12 protein-coding genes and 5 tRNA genes are annotated in these 16,210 nt (G+C 61.3%); 5 read left to right on the forward strand and 12 right to left on the reverse strand.

Going from position 1 to position 16,210, the window contains the following annotated elements; all coding sequences use genetic code 11:
* Positions 1–56: 56 nt before the first annotated feature.
* The 8 genes from IB249_RS01550 to gltX all read right to left on the reverse strand — a co-directional run bounded on the left by IB249_RS01550 (position 57) and on the right by gltX (position 4,321).
* Positions 57–506, reverse strand: a complete 450-nt coding sequence (locus IB249_RS01550; RefSeq protein ID WP_192301770.1) for an acyl-CoA thioesterase — start codon at positions 504–506, stop codon at positions 57–59.
* 48 nt (positions 507–554) lie between these two features.
* Entirely contained in the window at positions 555–1,388 is an 834-nt protein-coding gene (locus tag IB249_RS01555; protein ID WP_192301771.1) for an alpha/beta fold hydrolase, read from the reverse strand.
* 31 nt (positions 1,389–1,419) lie between these two features.
* Positions 1,420–1,959: a TetR/AcrR family transcriptional regulator gene (locus IB249_RS01560; protein WP_134421324.1), complete on the reverse strand. Its 540-nt coding sequence runs from the start codon at positions 1,957–1,959 to the stop codon at positions 1,420–1,422.
* A 184-nt stretch (positions 1,960–2,143) separates the two neighbouring features.
* Positions 2,144–2,219, reverse strand: a tRNA-Glu gene (locus IB249_RS01565).
* Between the two features lie 79 nt (positions 2,220–2,298).
* Positions 2,299–2,374: transfer RNA gene (locus IB249_RS01570), tRNA-Ala, on the reverse strand.
* 53 nt (positions 2,375–2,427) lie between these two features.
* Positions 2,428–2,503 (reverse strand) — tRNA-Glu (locus tag IB249_RS01575).
* Positions 2,504–2,582: 79 nt separating this feature from the next.
* Positions 2,583–2,658: transfer RNA gene (locus tag IB249_RS01580), tRNA-Ala, on the reverse strand.
* Positions 2,659–2,839: 181 nt separating this feature from the next.
* Positions 2,840–4,321, reverse strand: coding sequence for a glutamate--tRNA ligase (gene gltX / locus IB249_RS01585; protein ID WP_192301772.1), 1,482 nt, complete (start codon positions 4,319–4,321; stop codon positions 2,840–2,842).
* A 220-nt stretch (positions 4,322–4,541) separates the two neighbouring features.
* Between gltX and IB249_RS01590 the strand changes: the two genes are divergently transcribed.
* Entirely contained in the window at positions 4,542–5,591 is a 1,050-nt protein-coding gene (locus tag IB249_RS01590) for an HlyD family secretion protein (protein ID WP_192301773.1), read from the forward strand.
* 49 nt (positions 5,592–5,640) lie between these two features.
* A complete protein-coding gene (locus IB249_RS01595) occupies positions 5,641–7,131 on the forward strand; it encodes an MDR family MFS transporter (RefSeq protein WP_192302799.1) in 1,491 nt (496 codons plus the stop codon).
* A gap of 92 nt (positions 7,132–7,223) precedes the next feature.
* Here the strand turns inward: IB249_RS01595 and uvrB are convergent, their stop codons facing one another.
* Positions 7,224–9,239 (reverse strand): excinuclease ABC subunit UvrB, encoded by a 2,016-nt coding sequence (gene uvrB / locus IB249_RS01600; RefSeq protein WP_192301774.1) that lies wholly within the window; start codon positions 9,237–9,239, stop codon positions 7,224–7,226.
* 338 nt (positions 9,240–9,577) lie between these two features.
* Here uvrB and IB249_RS01605 point away from each other — a divergent pair, with 338 nt between their 5' ends.
* Positions 9,578–10,774 (forward strand): amino acid aminotransferase, encoded by a 1,197-nt coding sequence (locus IB249_RS01605; protein ID WP_192301775.1) that lies wholly within the window; start codon positions 9,578–9,580, stop codon positions 10,772–10,774.
* A gap of 174 nt (positions 10,775–10,948) precedes the next feature.
* Positions 10,949–11,158, forward strand: coding sequence for a hypothetical protein (locus tag IB249_RS01610; protein WP_192301776.1), 210 nt, complete (start codon positions 10,949–10,951; stop codon positions 11,156–11,158).
* Here IB249_RS01610 and IB249_RS01615 read toward each other — a convergent pair.
* On the reverse strand, positions 11,155–11,385 hold the full coding sequence (locus IB249_RS01615) for a hypothetical protein (protein ID WP_192301777.1): 231 nt from the start codon (positions 11,383–11,385) through the stop codon (positions 11,155–11,157). The two genes, IB249_RS01610 and IB249_RS01615, sit on opposite strands and share 4 nt — an antisense overlap.
* A 227-nt stretch (positions 11,386–11,612) precedes the next feature.
* Between IB249_RS01615 and IB249_RS01620 the strand changes: the two genes are divergently transcribed.
* Positions 11,613–11,688, forward strand: a tRNA-Asn gene (locus tag IB249_RS01620).
* A gap of 168 nt (positions 11,689–11,856) precedes the next feature.
* On the opposite strand, the gene IB249_RS01625 is transcribed toward IB249_RS01620, so the two are convergent.
* Together IB249_RS01625 and IB249_RS01630 are read right to left on the reverse strand one after the other, a co-directional pair.
* Positions 11,857–14,937: an efflux RND transporter permease subunit gene (locus IB249_RS01625; RefSeq protein WP_192301778.1), complete on the reverse strand. Its 3,081-nt coding sequence runs from the start codon at positions 14,935–14,937 to the stop codon at positions 11,857–11,859.
* Entirely contained in the window at positions 14,934–16,055 is a 1,122-nt protein-coding gene (locus IB249_RS01630; RefSeq protein WP_192301779.1) for an efflux RND transporter periplasmic adaptor subunit, read from the reverse strand. The genes IB249_RS01625 and IB249_RS01630 overlap by 4 nt, the downstream gene beginning before the upstream one ends.
* Positions 16,056–16,210: the final 155 nt, after the last annotated feature.

The following is a 16,210-nucleotide window of genomic DNA, read 5'->3' on the forward strand; positions in this document are numbered from 1 at the left end:
TTACTGGATTACGCAAGAAACCGCAGAACATCAACGATTCCCTGTGGGGGCTCCCATCAGCTCTTCAGCAGATCCAGCACCTGTAACGCCGGGCCATAGCCTTCGATGAACTCGGCCGGCATGCGTTTGGGCCGACCAGTGGACAGTTCGATGCAGACAAACGTGGTTTGCGCGCGCAACAACGTGGCGTTGTCGCGCGGGCGCTTGAGCTGGAAGTGTCGGGTCATTTTCAGGCGCTGGTCCCAATCGACGATCCAGGTCGCCAATTGCAACTGGTCACCCTCGTAGGCCGCCGCCAGGTAATCGATCTCGTGACGCACCACCGCCATCGCCCGGTCCAGGCGCCGGTACTCGACCAGATCCAGACCCAGGCGCTGAGAGTGGCGCCAGGCGCAGCGTTCGAGCCAACTCACGTACACCGCGTTATTGGCGTGCCCCAGGCCATCGATGTCCTCGGCGCCCACTTCCAGATCGATGATAAATGGCGTTGCCCGATCCCAGCCCATGCCCCACTCCCGGTCAGATTGTTTCGACCGGGGCAGTGTAACGGATGCTCAGGCCGATTGGCGTGATTGCAGGCTGCGGCCGGCCAGCAGTGATAACACGCCATCAATGACACGCGGGTCGGCCAGCACCCGTTGATGACCGCCCTCGGGCAGGCGCAACAATCGGCTGTCGAACCAGGCGTCGTGGATCAACTGGGATTCCTTGACCGAGACCAGGCGGTCGTCTTCGGCATGAACGATCAGGCCGGGCATGTCCAACTGATAGTGCGCGACGTCCAGTGCCGCCGCGCGCATCCCGACGTCTTTTTCAACCTCACGGATGAACGCCGAGCGGGCTTTCGGCGGCAGGCGCACGTAACGGGCAAAACCACGCAGCACCCCGAGAATCCTGGCCGGTGCGGCAATCGTCACCAAGGTTTCGGTCCGCAGCCCCAACTGGACCGCCAGCATGGCACTGGCGCCGCCCATCGAGTGGCCGATGACCGCCTGCAAGGGCGGCAGTTCGGCGGCGGCTTCAAGCATGGCGCGGGCGAACAGCATGACATTCGCTTCACGGCCAGGGGAACGGCCGTGACCCGGACCATCCAGCGCCACCACGGAGTATCCTGCCTCGACCAGCGCCGTGATCAGGCTGGCAAACTGGGTCGGCCGTCCTTCCCAACCGTGCATCAGCAACACCGCCGGGCCTTGCCCCCAGCGCAGGGCCGAGAGACCGAAACGCAGGGTGATACGCTCGGATCTTGCCAGCAGTGGCAATTCCCAGTCACGCGGCGGCAGATCCCGCGGCGTCATGAACGCCAGGCGCATTTTTGCTGCGACCAGCTTCGGTGCAAACCAGCCCAAGGTGCCATTTACGCCACGAACCCACTTCAACGTGCTCATCGCTCTCACTCCCCAGGCCACTGCCTTCAGGTCATAGCACCGCCGACTTGGCGGCACGCAGCAATCGATCGGACAACTCTCCCGGTCCCAGCGCCCGTGCCAGGGCCAGACCACCGACCATCAGCGCCATATCGGCCAATGCCTTGTCGGTGTCTTCCGGGCTGGCCGCCAACTGCGCGACCATCAACTCCACATGCTCGTTCAACGCCACACGGAATGCGTCCGGCAGACGCCCCAACTCACCGACCGACGCCGGGATGGGGCAGGCCGACTCAGACGAATCGCGGTGTTTGCGTGACAGGTAGAACGCTGCGACCAGAGCGCGACGCTCTTCACCGGTCAACTCGGCGTCCATGTCGGCAATCAATCCACGGCGGTGACCGAGCAGTTGCTTGAACGCTTCCAGCATCATCGCGTCCTTGCTTTCGAAGTGCGCATAGAAGCCGCCCACCGTCAGGCCGGCTGCCCCCATCACTTCGCCCACACTCGGTTCGGCCGGACCACGCTGAATCAGCGCAGCACTGGCGGCCTTGAGAATGCGTTCGCGGGTTTGAGCTTTTTTGTCGTTCATCGTTGCCTCCAAATATTACGACTAGAATATTATTCTCATAATAATTTTCTGCAAGCCGTGATTGTGACCGTCGGTCTGAAGCGCCGTGGGATAGAAATGAGGGATTTTGGTCAAACGCCAGACAAACAAAAGGGCCATTCAATAATTGAATGACCCTTATAAAATCCCGCAGAGCGGGTAATCGTGGCGTCCCCTAGGGGACTCGAACCCCTGTTACCGCCGTGAAAGGGCGGTGTCCTAGGCCACTAGACGAAGGGGACGCAAAACCTTCTATGCAACTGATCAGTGCTGAGTGCTGATCGATTCAAGGCCGGTGTGGCCAGACCTTGAACTGTAAATTGGTGGAGCTAAGCGGGATCGAACCGCTGACCTCCTGCATGCCATGCAGGCGCTCTCCCAGCTGAGCTATAGCCCCGGATTTTTCGCCTCGCGGCGGAGCGACATCGTGCAACGTCGCTTCTGTAAAACTGGCGTCCCCTAGGGGACTCGAACCCCTGTTACCGCCGTGAAAGGGCGGTGTCCTAGGCCACTAGACGAAGGGGACGCAAACCCTTCTATACAACTGATCAGCGCTGAGTGCTGATCGCTTCAAGGCCGGTGTGGCCAGACCTTGAAGTGTAAATTGGTGGAGCTAGACGGGATCGAACCGTCGACCTCTTGCATGCCATGCAAGCGCTCTCCCAGCTGAGCTATAGCCCCTCATCGCTGAGGACGGGGCGAATCTTAATGGCGCTTCGGAAACGTGTCAAATTTATTTTTAACAATTTCCAAAATTTTTTGCCGACATAACAATCACTTACCGCCCTGCCCCGTAAATCCGGGGGTGTCTCCGTTCCCGTAGCCGCCACCCGTGAGGGCGGCTACGGGAAGACGCCCTGAATCAGGCGATGTTACCCAGCAGTTTTTCCCACTCCTTGTTTTCCTTCTTCGACACGCCACCGAGCAGATCGATGGCCTGGCGCAGACGGAAACGGGTCAGGTCCGGACCGAGGATTTCCATGGCATCGAGCACCGACACCGAGCTCGCCTGCCCCGTGATGGCGGCAAACATCAACGGCATCGCGTCACGCAGCTTCAGCTCCAGGGATTCGACCACCGCCTGGATCGTCGCGGTAATGTTGTCCTTTTCCCACTGACGCAGGCTCTCCAGCTTCCACAGGATCAACTGCATCAACTGACGAACCTGATCGCCCGAGAGTTTCTTCGACTCGAACAGACTGGCATCCGGGTTGACGCCACCGGCAAAGAAGAACCCTGCCAGCGGTGCGACCTGGCTGAAGGTCTCCACCCGGCCCTGGACATGCGGTGCGATCTTCATCATGTAGTCGGGGTTGAACGCCCACTTCTGCACCCGCGCGGCAAACTCTTCCACCGGCAGGTCACGCAGCCACTGGCCGTTGAGCCACGACAGCTTCTCGATGTCGAAAATCGGCCCGCCGAGGGAGACGCGGCTCAGGTCGAAGTGGTCGACCATTTCCTGCAGCGAGAACTTTTCGCGCTCGTCCGGCATCGACCAGCCCATGCGCCCCAGGTAATTGAGCATGGCTTCCGGCATGAACCCCATGCGCTCGTAGAACGTCACCGAAGTCGGGTTCTTGCGCTTGGACAGCTTGCTCTTGTCCGGATTACGCAGCAGCGGCATGTAGCACAACTGCGGCTGCTCCCAACCGAAATACTCGTACAGCAGGATCAGTTTCGGTGCCGAAGGCAGCCATTCTTCGCCGCGCAACACATGGGTGATGCCCATCAGGTGGTCGTCGACCACGTTGGCCAGGAAGTACGTCGGCAGGCCGTCGGTCTTCATCAGCACTTGCATGTCCATGCGATCCCACGGGATCTCGACATCGCCACGCAGCATGTCCGGAACCACGCACACACCTTCGCTCGGCACTTTCATGCGGATCACGTGCGGTTCGCCGGCGGCCAGGCGCCGGGCGACTTCTTCCTTGGACAGCAGCAATGCGCGGCCGTCATAACGCGGGGTTTCGCCACGGGCCATCTGCTCGGCACGCATCTGGTCCAGCTCTTCGGCGGTGCAGAAGCACGGGAACGCATGCCCCAGGTCCACCAGTTGCTGGCAGTACTTCTGATAGATATCGCCACGCTCGCTTTGCCGGTAAGGACCGTGCGGACCACCCACGTCCGGGCCTTCACTCCAGTCGATACCCAGCCAGCGCAGGGCGTCGAAAATCTGCTGTTCGGACTCGCGGGTCGAACGCAACTGGTCGGTATCCTCGATCCGCAGGATGAACTCACCGCCGTGCTGCTTGGCGAAGCAGTAGTTGAACAAGGCGATGTAAGCGGTACCTACGTGGGGGTCCCCGGTAGGCGATGGCGCAATGCGCGTGCGGACGGTGGTCATGGCAAGTCTCGAAATGAAGATGAAACAAAGCGCGAATGTTAACAGGCGTTGCCCGCCCGGCTCCAGTGAGCAGGGCATTTAAGCCAAGTTTGCCTCTACAAGGGGCCGCCACCGCGATGAATGACGGATTATCACCCGATGGCATTTACCCACTATTGGCTGTATGCCAAATTCGCCTGCTGATAACTTTCCTTACAATTTCTCGACTACAGTTTGCCCCATGCCTGCCCAACTCAAGCGCCGCCTGTTCATTTTCCTGTTGATCGTCCTGCTGATTGCCGGGGGCTTTTTTGCCCACTGGTTCTTCAAGGGGCGGTTTTATGAAAGCACCGACAACGCCTATGTCCAGGGTGAGATCACCCGCGTGTCGAGCCAGCTGGGCGCGCGCATCGACCAGGTGCTGGTGCAGGACAACCAGCACGTGGAGAAAGACCAGCTGCTGATCAGGCTCGAAGGCGATGACTTCCAGCTCGCCGTCGACCGCGCCAATGCCACGCTCGCCACCCGCCAGGCCGAACGCCTGCAGGCACAGAGCAAACTGACCCAGCAAGCCAGCCTGATTGCGGCCAGCGAAGCCCAAGTGGCCTCCAGCCAGGCCAGCCTCGGCCGCTCGCAAATCGACCTGGCCCGCGCGCAAGCCTTGCGCAAACCGGGCTACGTTTCCGAGGAACGGGTCACCACCCTTTCGGCCGACAACCACATCGCCCGCTCGCAGGTGAGCAAGGCCCAGGCCGACGCGCAAGGCCAGCGCCAGCAAGTCGACTCCCTGAATGCCGAAATCAAGCGCCTCGACGCGATGATCGCCAACGCCAGGACCGACCTGGCCCAGGCCGAGCTCAACCTCACCCGCAGCGAAATCCACGCCCCCATCAGCGGTCTGATCGGCCAGCGCGCGGCGCGCAACGGCCAGTACGTGCAGGCCGGTGCCTATCTGCTGTCGATCGTCCCGGACCAGGACATCTGGATCCAGGCCAACTTCAAGGAAACCCAGATCGGCCACATGCAGCCCGGCCAGAAAGCCGAGCTGACCTTCGATGCCTACAGCGACACGCCCATCGAGGCACGGGTCGACAGCCTGTTCGCCGCCTCGGGCGCGCAGTTCAGCCTGTTGCCACCGGACAATGCCACAGGCAACTTCACCAAAGTCGTCCAACGGATCCCGGTCAAACTGACCTTCGCCGCAGACAACCCGCTGCGCGGCAGGATTCGCCCGGGCATGTCGGTCACCGCGACAGTGAACATCAAAGAAAGCCCTGACGATGGCCGGTGATCAACTGATCCGCCCGGTCGGGGAACCGACCCGGCGGGACTGGATCGCAGTGATGAGCGTGATGCTCGGCGCATTCATGGCGGTGCTCGACATTCAGATCACCAACTCGTCGCTCAAGGACATCCAGGGCGCGCTGTCGGCGACCCTGGAAGAAGGTTCGTGGATCTCGACTTCGTACCTGGTCGCGGAAATCATCATGATTCCGCTGACGGCCTGGCTGGTGCAGTTGCTCTCCGCGCGCCGCCTGGCGGTCTGGGTGTCGCTCGGGTTTCTCGTCGCGTCGCTGCTCTGTTCCATGGCCTGGAGCCTGGAAAGCATGATCGTGTTCCGTGCCCTGCAAGGGTTCACCGGCGGTGCGCTGATCCCGCTGGCATTCACCCTGACCCTGATCAAGCTGCCGGAGCATCACCGCGCCAAGGGCATGGCCATGTTCGCCATGACGGCGACGTTCGCGCCCTCCATCGGTCCGACACTGGGTGGCTGGCTCACGGAAAACTGGGGGTGGGAATACATCTTCTACATCAACGTGCCGCCAGGCCTGATCATGATCGCCGGCCTCATGTATGGCCTGGAGAAGAAGGCAGCGCACTGGGAGCTGCTCAAAAGCACCGACTACACGGGGATTGTCACCCTCGGGATCGGCCTCGGCTGTCTGCAGGTGTTTCTCGAGGAGGGTCATCGCAAGGACTGGCTCGAATCTGAGCTGATCGTCACCCTCGGCAGCATTGCCCTGATCAGCCTGATCACCTTTGTGATCGTGCAGTTCTCCAAGCCCAACCCGCTGATCAACCTCGGCATCCTGGGCAACCGCAACTTCGGCCTCTCGAGCATTTCCAGCATCGGCATGGGGGTCGGCCTGTATGGCTCGATCTATCTGCTGCCGCTGTACCTGGCGCAGATCCAGAACTACAACGCCCTGCAGATCGGCGAGGTGATCATGTGGATGGGCGTGCCGCAGCTGTTCCTGATTCCGCTGGTGCCGAAACTCATGAAAATTGTCTCGCCGAAATGGCTGTGCACCCTGGGTTTCGGGCTGTTCGGGCTGGCGAGTTTCTCTTCGGGCGTGCTGAACCCGGATTTCGCCGGGCCGCAGTTCAATCAGATCCAGATCATCCGCGCCCTGGGCCAGCCGCTGATCATGGTGACCATTTCGCTGATCGCCACCGCTTACATCCTGCCGCAGGACGCGGGCTCGGCGTCGAGCCTGTTCAACATCCTGCGCAACCTCGGCGGAGCGATCGGCATCGCCCTCCTCGCCACGCTGCTGGATGCACGGACCAAGACCTACTTCGATTACTTGCGCGAGTCGATCGTGCCGACCAACCCACAGGTGGCCGAGCGAATCGCCTCATTGACGGACCGTCTGGGCAGCGAGACGGCGGCGCTGGGCAAACTCAGCGAAATCGCCCACCAACAGGCGTCGATCATGGCTTACAACGATGCGTTTCATTTTGTCGGGATTGCGCTGGGGATCAGCATGGTGGCCGTGCTGCTGACCAAGGCGTTGCCGGCGGGATTGAAGGCCGGGGAAGCGCACTGAAACTGCGTCGCCCCAGTCGCGAGCAGGCTCGCCCCCACAAAGGTCGGTGTGATCCCTGCTCGCGATGAGGCCATGTCAGACACTGCAACAACTCAAACCTCGATCAGCCGCTCCCGCAACTTGGTGATCTCGTCGCGCATCTGCGCCGCCGCCTCGAACTCCAGGTCGCGGGCCAGTTGGTACATTTTCTCTTCCAGCGCCTTGATGCGCTTGGCGATCTCGCCCGGCGAGCGCAATTCGGCTTCGTACTTGGCGCTTTCCTCGGCGGCCTTGGCCATGCCTTTACGCTTCTTGCTGCGCGAGCCGGGCACGGTGGCGCCTTCCATGATGTCGGCGACGTCCTTGGTCACGCCTTTGGGGACGATGCCATTGGCCAGGTTGAACGCGATCTGCTTGTCGCGCCGCCGCTCGGTTTCGCCGATGGCCCGCTCCATCGAACCGGTAATCCTGTCCGCGTAAAGAATCGCCCGACCATTGAGGTTGCGCGCCGCCCGGCCGATGGTCTGGATCAGCGAGCGCTCGGAACGCAGGAAGCCCTCCTTGTCCGCATCGAGAATCGCCACCAGCGACACCTCGGGCATGTCCAGGCCTTCGCGCAGCAGGTTGATGCCCACCAGCACATCGAAGGTGCCCAGGCGCAGGTCGCGGATGATTTCCACCCGCTCCACGGTGTCGATGTCCGAGTGCAGGTAGCGCACCCGTACGCCATGGTCGGCCAGGTAATCGGTCAGGTCTTCGGCCATGCGCTTGGTCAGCGTGGTGACCAGCACCCGCTCATCGACGGCGACGCGCTGGGTGATTTCCGACAGCAGGTCGTCGACCTGGGTCAATGCCGGGCGAATCTCGATCTGCGGGTCCACCAGACCGGTCGGGCGCACCACCATGTCGATGACACGCCCGGCGTGCTCGGCCTCGTAATTGCCCGGCGTTGCCGAGACGAAGATGGTCTGCGGGCTCACCCCTTCCCATTCGTCGAACCGCATGGGCCGGTTGTCCAGCGCCGACGGCAGACGGAAACCGTACTCCACCAGGGTCTCCTTGCGCGAACGGTCGCCCTTATACATGGCCCCCACTTGCGGCACGCTGACGTGGGACTCATCGATCACCAGCAAGGCGTCGGCGGGCAAGTAGTCGTAGAGCGTCGGTGGCGCCGCGCCGGCCGGACGCCCGGACAGGTAGCGCGAATAGTTTTCGATGCCGTTGCAATAGCCCAGTTCGAGGATCATCTCCAGGTCGAATCGCGTGCGCTGTTCCAGGCGCTGGGCTTCCACCAGCTTGTTGTTGGAGCGCAGGTACTCCAGGCGTTCCTGCAACTCGACCTTGATGCCCTCGACGGCATCGAGCAGGGTTTCACGCGGTGTGACGTAGTGGCTCTTCGGATAGAAGGTGAAGCGCGGCAGCTTGCGGATCACCTCACCGGTCAACGGGTCGAAGGCCGAGAGGCTCTCCACTTCGTCGTCGAACAACTCGATGCGGATTGCCTCGAAATCGGATTCCGCCGGATGGATGTCGATCACGTCACCGCGGACACGGAAGGTCGCACGGGCGAAATCCATGTCGTTGCGGGTGTATTGCAGGTCGGCGAGGCGGCGCAACAACGCGCGCTGGTCGAGCTTGTCGCCGCGATCCACGTGCAACACCATTTTCAGGTAGGTTTCCGGGCTGCCCAGGCCGTAGATGCACGACACGGTGGTGACGATGATCGCGTCCTTGCGCTCCAGCAACGCCTTGGTCGCGGACAGGCGCATCTGCTCGATATGGTCGTTGATCGAGGCATCTTTCTCGATGAAGGTGTCCGAGGACGGAACGTAGGCTTCGGGTTGATAGTAGTCGTAGTAGGACACGAAGTATTCGACGGCGTTGTTTGGGAAAAACGCCTTGAACTCTCCGTACAACTGCGCGGCCAGGGTCTTGTTCGGTGCCAGGACCAGCGTCGGGCGCTGGACCTGGGCGATCACGTTGGCGATGCTGAACGTCTTGCCCGAACCGGTAACGCCGAGCAGCGTCTGGTGTGCCAGCCCGGCCTCGATGCCCTCGACCATCAGGCGAATGGCTTCCGGCTGGTCGCCGGCGGGCTCGAATCGGGTGACTAGCTGGAATTCAGACATGAAATACCCTCTGGGTCGCGCCCGTCCGGGTCAAACGGACAGCAACGAAAAAGACCGCAAACGACCGAAATCGCCCGAGAAAAAAACTGGATTGCGCTCAATGTGGAGTCGATTGCCCGCTCTTTCAAGACAAACGTCCTACATCCCTTAAAGACTATGACGCGGCCAATCGACTAACGGTCGAAAAATAATCGGAAAAACTTACGGTAAAAGCCGATTCGGCTGTCGCCATCACTCGCAGATGGCCTCTATACTAGCTCCCCGTTTGTGCACCGCTCTAGTGCATTCGGCTGGAGCGCGACACGTCCCTCCACACTCCATTCAGAGCCGCCGCAAAAATGAGCCTGTTCTCCGCTGTCGAAATGGCACCACGCGATCCAATCCTGGGCCTCAACGAAGCATTCAACGCCGATACCCGTACCAGCAAGGTCAACCTGGGGGTCGGTGTTTACTGCAACGAGGAGGGGCGAATTCCACTCCTGCGCGCCGTTGTCGAAGCCGAGACGATTCGCGTCGCTCAACACGCTTCCCGTGGTTACCTGCCGATCGACGGTATTGCTGCCTATGACCAGGCGGTGCAGAAACTGCTGTTCGGCAATGATTCGCCACTGATCGCCGCTGGCCGCGTTGTCACCACCCAGGCCGTTGGCGGTACCGGTGCGCTGAAAATCGGCGCCGACTTCCTCAAGCAGCTGCTGCCGAACGCCGTCGTCGCCATCAGCGACCCGAGCTGGGAAAACCACCGCGCGCTGTTCGAAACCGCCGGTTTCCCGGTGCAGAACTACCGTTACTACGATGCTGCGACCCACGACGTCAACCGCGCCGGCCTGCTGGAAGACCTGAACGCCCTGCCTGCCGGCTCCATCGTTGTGCTGCATGCCTGCTGCCACAACCCGACCGGCGTCGACCTGAGCCCGGCGGACTGGAAAAACGTTCTCGAAGTGGTCAAGGCCAAAGGTCACGTACCGTTCCTCGACATGGCTTACCAGGGCTTTGGCGACGGCATCGACGAAGACGCCGCGGCCGTGCGCCTGTTCGCTGAGTCGGGGCTGACGTTCTTCGTCTCCAGCTCGTTCTCCAAGTCCTTCTCGCTGTACGGCGAGCGCGTGGGCGCCCTGTCGATCGTCAGCGAGTCGAAGGAAGAAAGCGCGCGCGTGCTGTCGCAAGTCAAACGCGTGATCCGCACCAACTACTCCAACCCGCCGACCCACGGCGCGAGCATCGTTGCCGCCGTGCTGAACAATCCGGAACTGCGCGCCCAGTGGGAAGCGGAACTGGCCGAGATGCGCCTGCGCATTCGCGGCATGCGCACGCAGATGGTCGACCTGCTGGCCCAACAGGCGCCGCAGCGCGACTTCAGCTTCGTCGGTCGTCAGCGCGGAATGTTCTCCTACTCCGGCCTGAGCGTTGAACAGGTTCACCGCCTGCGCAACGAATTCGGCATCTACGCCCTGGACACCGGCCGCATCTGCGTGGCCGCGCTGAACCAGAGCAACATCGATGTCGTCACCAAGGCGATCGTTGCGGTGATCTGAGTCGTCGAGCAGTAAAAAAACGGGAAGCCAGTGAGCTTCCCGTTTTTTATTTGTCCAAGATAAATCTCAAACCGCCCCCCAGGCCCCCTAGACTGCACACAGATCGATGGTGGGAGCGAACCTGCTCGCTCCCACAGGCTTCATGTACACCCATGAGTTCAGAAGAGAATGCCAATGAAAAACGATGACCTGCGCGCAGAGCGCGATGACCTGGACGACCTTGACGTCTTCGTCCCCCGCCCCACGGCAAAACGCACCAACAACCTGGTATTGCAAGTGGCGGCCGGGGTGTTCCTCGGCGGTCTGGCCCTGTGGCTGGTGCAACTGGGCGCGACGCTGCTCTACGCCAAACTGATGCTCGGCACGATCACCTTCGGCGGCTAGGCCAGTTCGCTCGCGCGCTGGCTGGCGGCGTCGTCGAAGGCGACGTACAGCGATTCCGCGACCTGGCTCTTGATCGCCTTGGTGCTTTCCAGGCCCAGGACAAACCCTTCGGCCTTGCCCCCAGCACGGTTCAAGTCGGCAGCGGTACTGGCTTGCGTGATCGCATCGAACAGTTTCTCGGCGTGTGGGCCAACCCCTTTAGGCAGGCTGATTTGTCCGATGCTCATGCGAACACCCCGTGGGTGCAGGCGGTGAAGGTTGAATGGTTCATGGCGCGTACCTTTTCGGCGAATGGCCGGCAGCGCGTGTTACCACTTCCGGGCCGCCATGGTAGACCTGCGATGCGTTTCTGGTAACCGTCAATCGACGATAAACCGCCGCCCGTCCCGATCAATCGCTCAAATTGCCATGGCGCGCTTGACTTCTCTTTTTGAATCAGTAACATGCACGCCATTCCGCGATAGCTCAGTTGGTAGAGCAAGTGACTGTTAATCACTGGGTCCCTGGTTCGAGTCCAGGTCGTGGAGCCAGACAAGGTTTCAGGGATAGCTTTCAGAATCTCTGCAAACCCTTCAAAACCCGCCTTACGGCGGGTTTTTTCGTTTATGGGATGACCCTTTCCAGATCCGCTTGCCGTTCAGCCCCACCTGCAGACCGCGCCGACGCGCTTTGGCTGGCAACGGCCCCGACCTTCCGGCTCAACCCAATGGCTGCAAAAGCTCATGCGCGGGCTCGGGCTTGATCTTGAACCAGAGGGCGTACATCGCGGGCAGGAACACCAGGGTCAGCACGGTGCCGGCAAACGTCCCGCCAATCAGGGTGTAGGCCAGCGTTCCCCAGAACACCGAATGGGTCAGCGGAATGAACGCCAGCATCGCCGCCAATGCCGTGAGAACCACAGGCCTCGCACGCTGTACGGTGGCTTCGACCACGGCGTTGTAGGGCGACAGGCCGGCTTGCTCATTGGCATGAATCTGCCCGATGAGGATCAGCGTGTTGCGCATCAGAATCCCTGACAAGGCAATCAGCCCCACCAGGGCGTTGATCCCGAACGGTTGCTGGAACAGCAGCAGAATGGGCACCACACCAATCAGGCCCAAAGGCGCGGTGGCGAACACCATCATCATTGCCGACATCGAGCGCACCTGGATAATGATGGTCAGCAACATCAGCGCGATCATGATCGGGAACAGCGGTAGCAATGCCCTGTTCGCTTTGCCCGACTCTTCGATCGAGCCGGCAAACTCGATCCGGTAGCCCGGCGGCATGTTCTCGATGATGGGCTGCAACTGCGCTATCAAGGCGTTGGAGACGTCGGGGGGCTGAAGACCTTCCGCCACGTCGCCGCGCACTGTGATCGTCGGCGTCCGATCACGACGTCGCAGAACGGGCTCCTCCATGCGCACATCCAACGCCCCGACCTGGGACAGCGACACGCGCTGCCCCTGGGCGCCGGTCAGCGTGAAAGCGGCAATTTTCGATGGATCCAGACGCGTCTCTCCCGCCGAACGCGCGATCACCTGAACCGACCGGATATCCTCGCGCACTTCGGTGACAGGCACTCCGGTGAGCAGAAATTGCAGCTGTTGCGCGACGTCGGCCGAGGTCAGGCCGAACGCTTGCAGGCGATCCTGATCAAGGGTGAGATGAAGTGCCGGCGCGCGCTCCCCCAGGTCGGTATTGACGGTTCTCATCATCGGACTCGCGGCCATGACCCCACGCACCTGCGTGGCGATATCCCGCAACACGGCCGGGTCGGGCCCCATCACCCGAAAGGCCACCGGATACGGTGAATAAGGCCCAAACACCAACTGTGTGATACGCACCCGGGCTTCCGGCGCCAAGCCATCGGCGACGGCTTGCCGGAGGCGCAGCTTGAGCGCCTCGCGCTCTTGCTGACTCGCGGTCAGGATGACGATTTTTGCGAAGGATGGATCAGGCAGCTCGGGAGCCATCGCCAAATAAAAGCGCGGTGCCCCCTGGCCGATGTAAGCGGTAACGATCCCGGCTTCCGGCTGCTGCGCCAGCCACGCCTCGACCTTGGCCGCCGCTGCATCCGTCTGTTCGATGGAGGTGCCGTAAGGCATCTGCACCTCAACCAGCACCTCAGGCCGGTCGGACGTTGGAAAGAACTGCTTCTTGACCACGCCCATACCCAGAATCGCCACAGCGAACAGGCCAACCACGAGTGTGGCCACCAGGCCTTTGCGGCGGATCACACGGCCCAGCAGGCGCCTGAAACGCTGGTAGTTCGGCGTTCCGTAGATCGCCGCATGCCCGCCATCAGGCACCTTGATCGACGGCAGCAGCTTGACGCCCAGGTAAGGGGTAAACACCACGGCCACCACCCAGGAGGTGATCAGCGCGATACCCACGATCCAGAACATGTTCGCGGTGTACTCACCTGCGGTCGATTTGGCAAACCCGTTGGGCATGAAGCCGATCGCCGTCACCAGCGTCCCCGACAGCATCGGCGCGGCCGTGTGGCTCCAGGCGTAGGCGGAGGCTTTGATTCGGTCGTAGCCCTCCTCCATCTTTACCACCATCATTTCAATGGCGATGATTGCATCGTCCACCAGCAGGCCCAGCGCCAGAATCAACGAGCCCAGGGTAATTCGATCGAAATCCTTGCCCGTGGCGGCCATGACGATGAACACCGCCGCCAGGGTCAGTGGCACCGCCGCCGCCACCACAACGCCGACACGCCAGCCCATGCTGAGAAAACACACCAACAGCACCACGCCCAGGGCGGCAAAAAACTTCACCATGAACTCGTTGACGGAGGCGCCAATATTCACCGCCTGATCCGTGACCTTGATCAGACTCATGCCCAAAGGCATCTGTGCGTTGATCGCCGTCGCCTCGGTTTCCAGCGATTTCCCCAGATCCAGACCGTTCCAGCCATCGCGCATGACCACGCCGAGCAACAATGCGGGCTCGCCATTGTTGCGCACCAGGAACGTCGCAGGGTCCTCATAACCGCGCTTGACCTCAGCCAGATCGGACAACTTGAGGGTTCGGCCCTGCACCGTCAGCGGGGTATCACGAATCTTCTGCAGGTCATCGAACGCGCCATCCAGGCGGATGAAAACCTGTGGCCCCCTGGCTTCCACCGAGCCGGCCGGCGTTATCATGTTCTGCGTGTTCAACGCACTGAAGATGTCTCGTGCGGAAACGCCTAGTGTCGCCAGCCGCTCGTAGGACAGCTCGACGAAAATGCGCTCGGCCTGTTCACCGATGATGTTGACCTTCTTCACACCCGCCACGTGCAGCAGACGCTGACGCAAGCGCTCCGCTTCGCGCACCAACAGACGTTGCGGCTCACCCTTGGCCTTGAGCGCATAGAGCGCGAAGGTGACATCGGAATACTCATCATTGACCATCGGGCCGATCACCCCGGACGGCAACCCTTTCTGCTCATCCAGGATTTTCTTGCGCGCCTGGTAAAACTCCTCCTGGACGGCTGAGGGCGGCGTGCTATCGAGCAGATAAACCGTGGTGAACGCCAAGCCTGGCCGGGTGAAGGTCTCGGTCCGGTCGTACCAGCGCAGTTCCTGCATGCGTTTTTCCAGTTTTTCCACCACCTGGTCCTGAATCTCCCGGGCCGTCGCCCCAGGCCAGGCAGTCACCACCGTCATTTGCTTGATGGTGAATGCGGGGTCTTCCGCACGGCCCAGCTTGAAGAAGGCGTACAACCCCCCTACAGAAATCAGCAGGATCAGAAACAGGGTGATCGAGCGCTCGCGGACCGCCAGCGCCGAAAGATTGAAGTGGCTCATCGACTGACCTCAACCACCGATTTTTGTGTGGCGCCAGCCTGTTCGGTTCTGACCCTTTCTCCCTCACTCAACAGGTGTGCTCCCAACGCGACCACACGATCACCCGCCTGGAAATCACCCGTCACACGCACGCTGGCCTCGTTATCCAGGCTGCGCACCTTGACCGGGCGCCATGCCACCTGTTCCGGTTCTCCCGCAACCACCCAGACACCCGGGCCTTTACCCGTGTCGTAGAGGGCGCCCATGGGCACCTGAAATGCCTTGGCATCAGCCACCTGCGTGTCGGCGATCACTACTGAGATGGTCGAACCCAGGGTGGCGTTGGAGAACGCGCCCTCCAGCACATAACGTGCTTCAAATGTTCGGGTCTGTCGATCTGCGGAGTCGGACAACTGACGTAGACGGGCGTTGCCGGCACGCTGGTTCTGACCGTAGAGCTCGACCGTCGCCGCCGAGCCCAGCGCAGGCCGCAGCGTCTCGGGTAACTGGATCACGGCCTCGCGCTGGCCTGAATGCGCAACGCGAACCACTATCTGTCCTGCGCCAACCACCTGCCCCGGCTCGGCCAAGGTGTCCACTACCACGCCATCAGCATCCGCCAGCAACGTCGAATAACCGGTCGCGTTTTTCGCCACGTCAGCCTGAGCCTGAGCAGCGTTCAACTGAGCTTTCGCCGAGTCCGCAGCCGCTTTGATCCCTGAGTAAGCCGACGCAGATACCGCACCGACGGACACCAGATCACGGTAACGACGTTCATCATCTGCGGCCTGCCGGGCTCTGGCCATGGCAGCCAGCACCGCTTCCTGCTGCGCCCTGGCGGTCAGCGTCAGGTCATTGGCATCGATGCGCATGAGGGGCTGTCCACGTTTGACACTCTGCCCGGCGTCCACCAGGCGTTCCAGGACTTTCCCAGGCACCCGAAAACCGAGATCGCTCTGAACGCGAGCCTCGACAATACCGGTGAATACCCGTGCCGCAGGTGCGCTGGGTTGAACCACGCCGATGCGCACCAACGGTACTTGAAGGCGGGGATCGGCAGGCGCGGCCTCGTTGCAGGCCGTCAGGACAAACGGCAGCAAGCCAATGAAAACAAGTGACAAGCGATGGCGCTGGATCATAAAGACCTCTCTGTAGCGAATGCGCCCATGCTTATTCAAGTGACCAATTCTGTCAACAGTCACAATCCACGCGAATGGGTATCGCCCACGTGTCGGAGCGAGGCAGAGAGGCTTGATATCGGTTTTTCAGGCGCCCACACAGGTACGGATGCGCA

This window comes from Pseudomonas sp. PDM04 (genome assembly GCF_014851765.1).
Lineage (GTDB): Bacteria > Pseudomonadota > Gammaproteobacteria > Pseudomonadales > Pseudomonadaceae > Aquipseudomonas.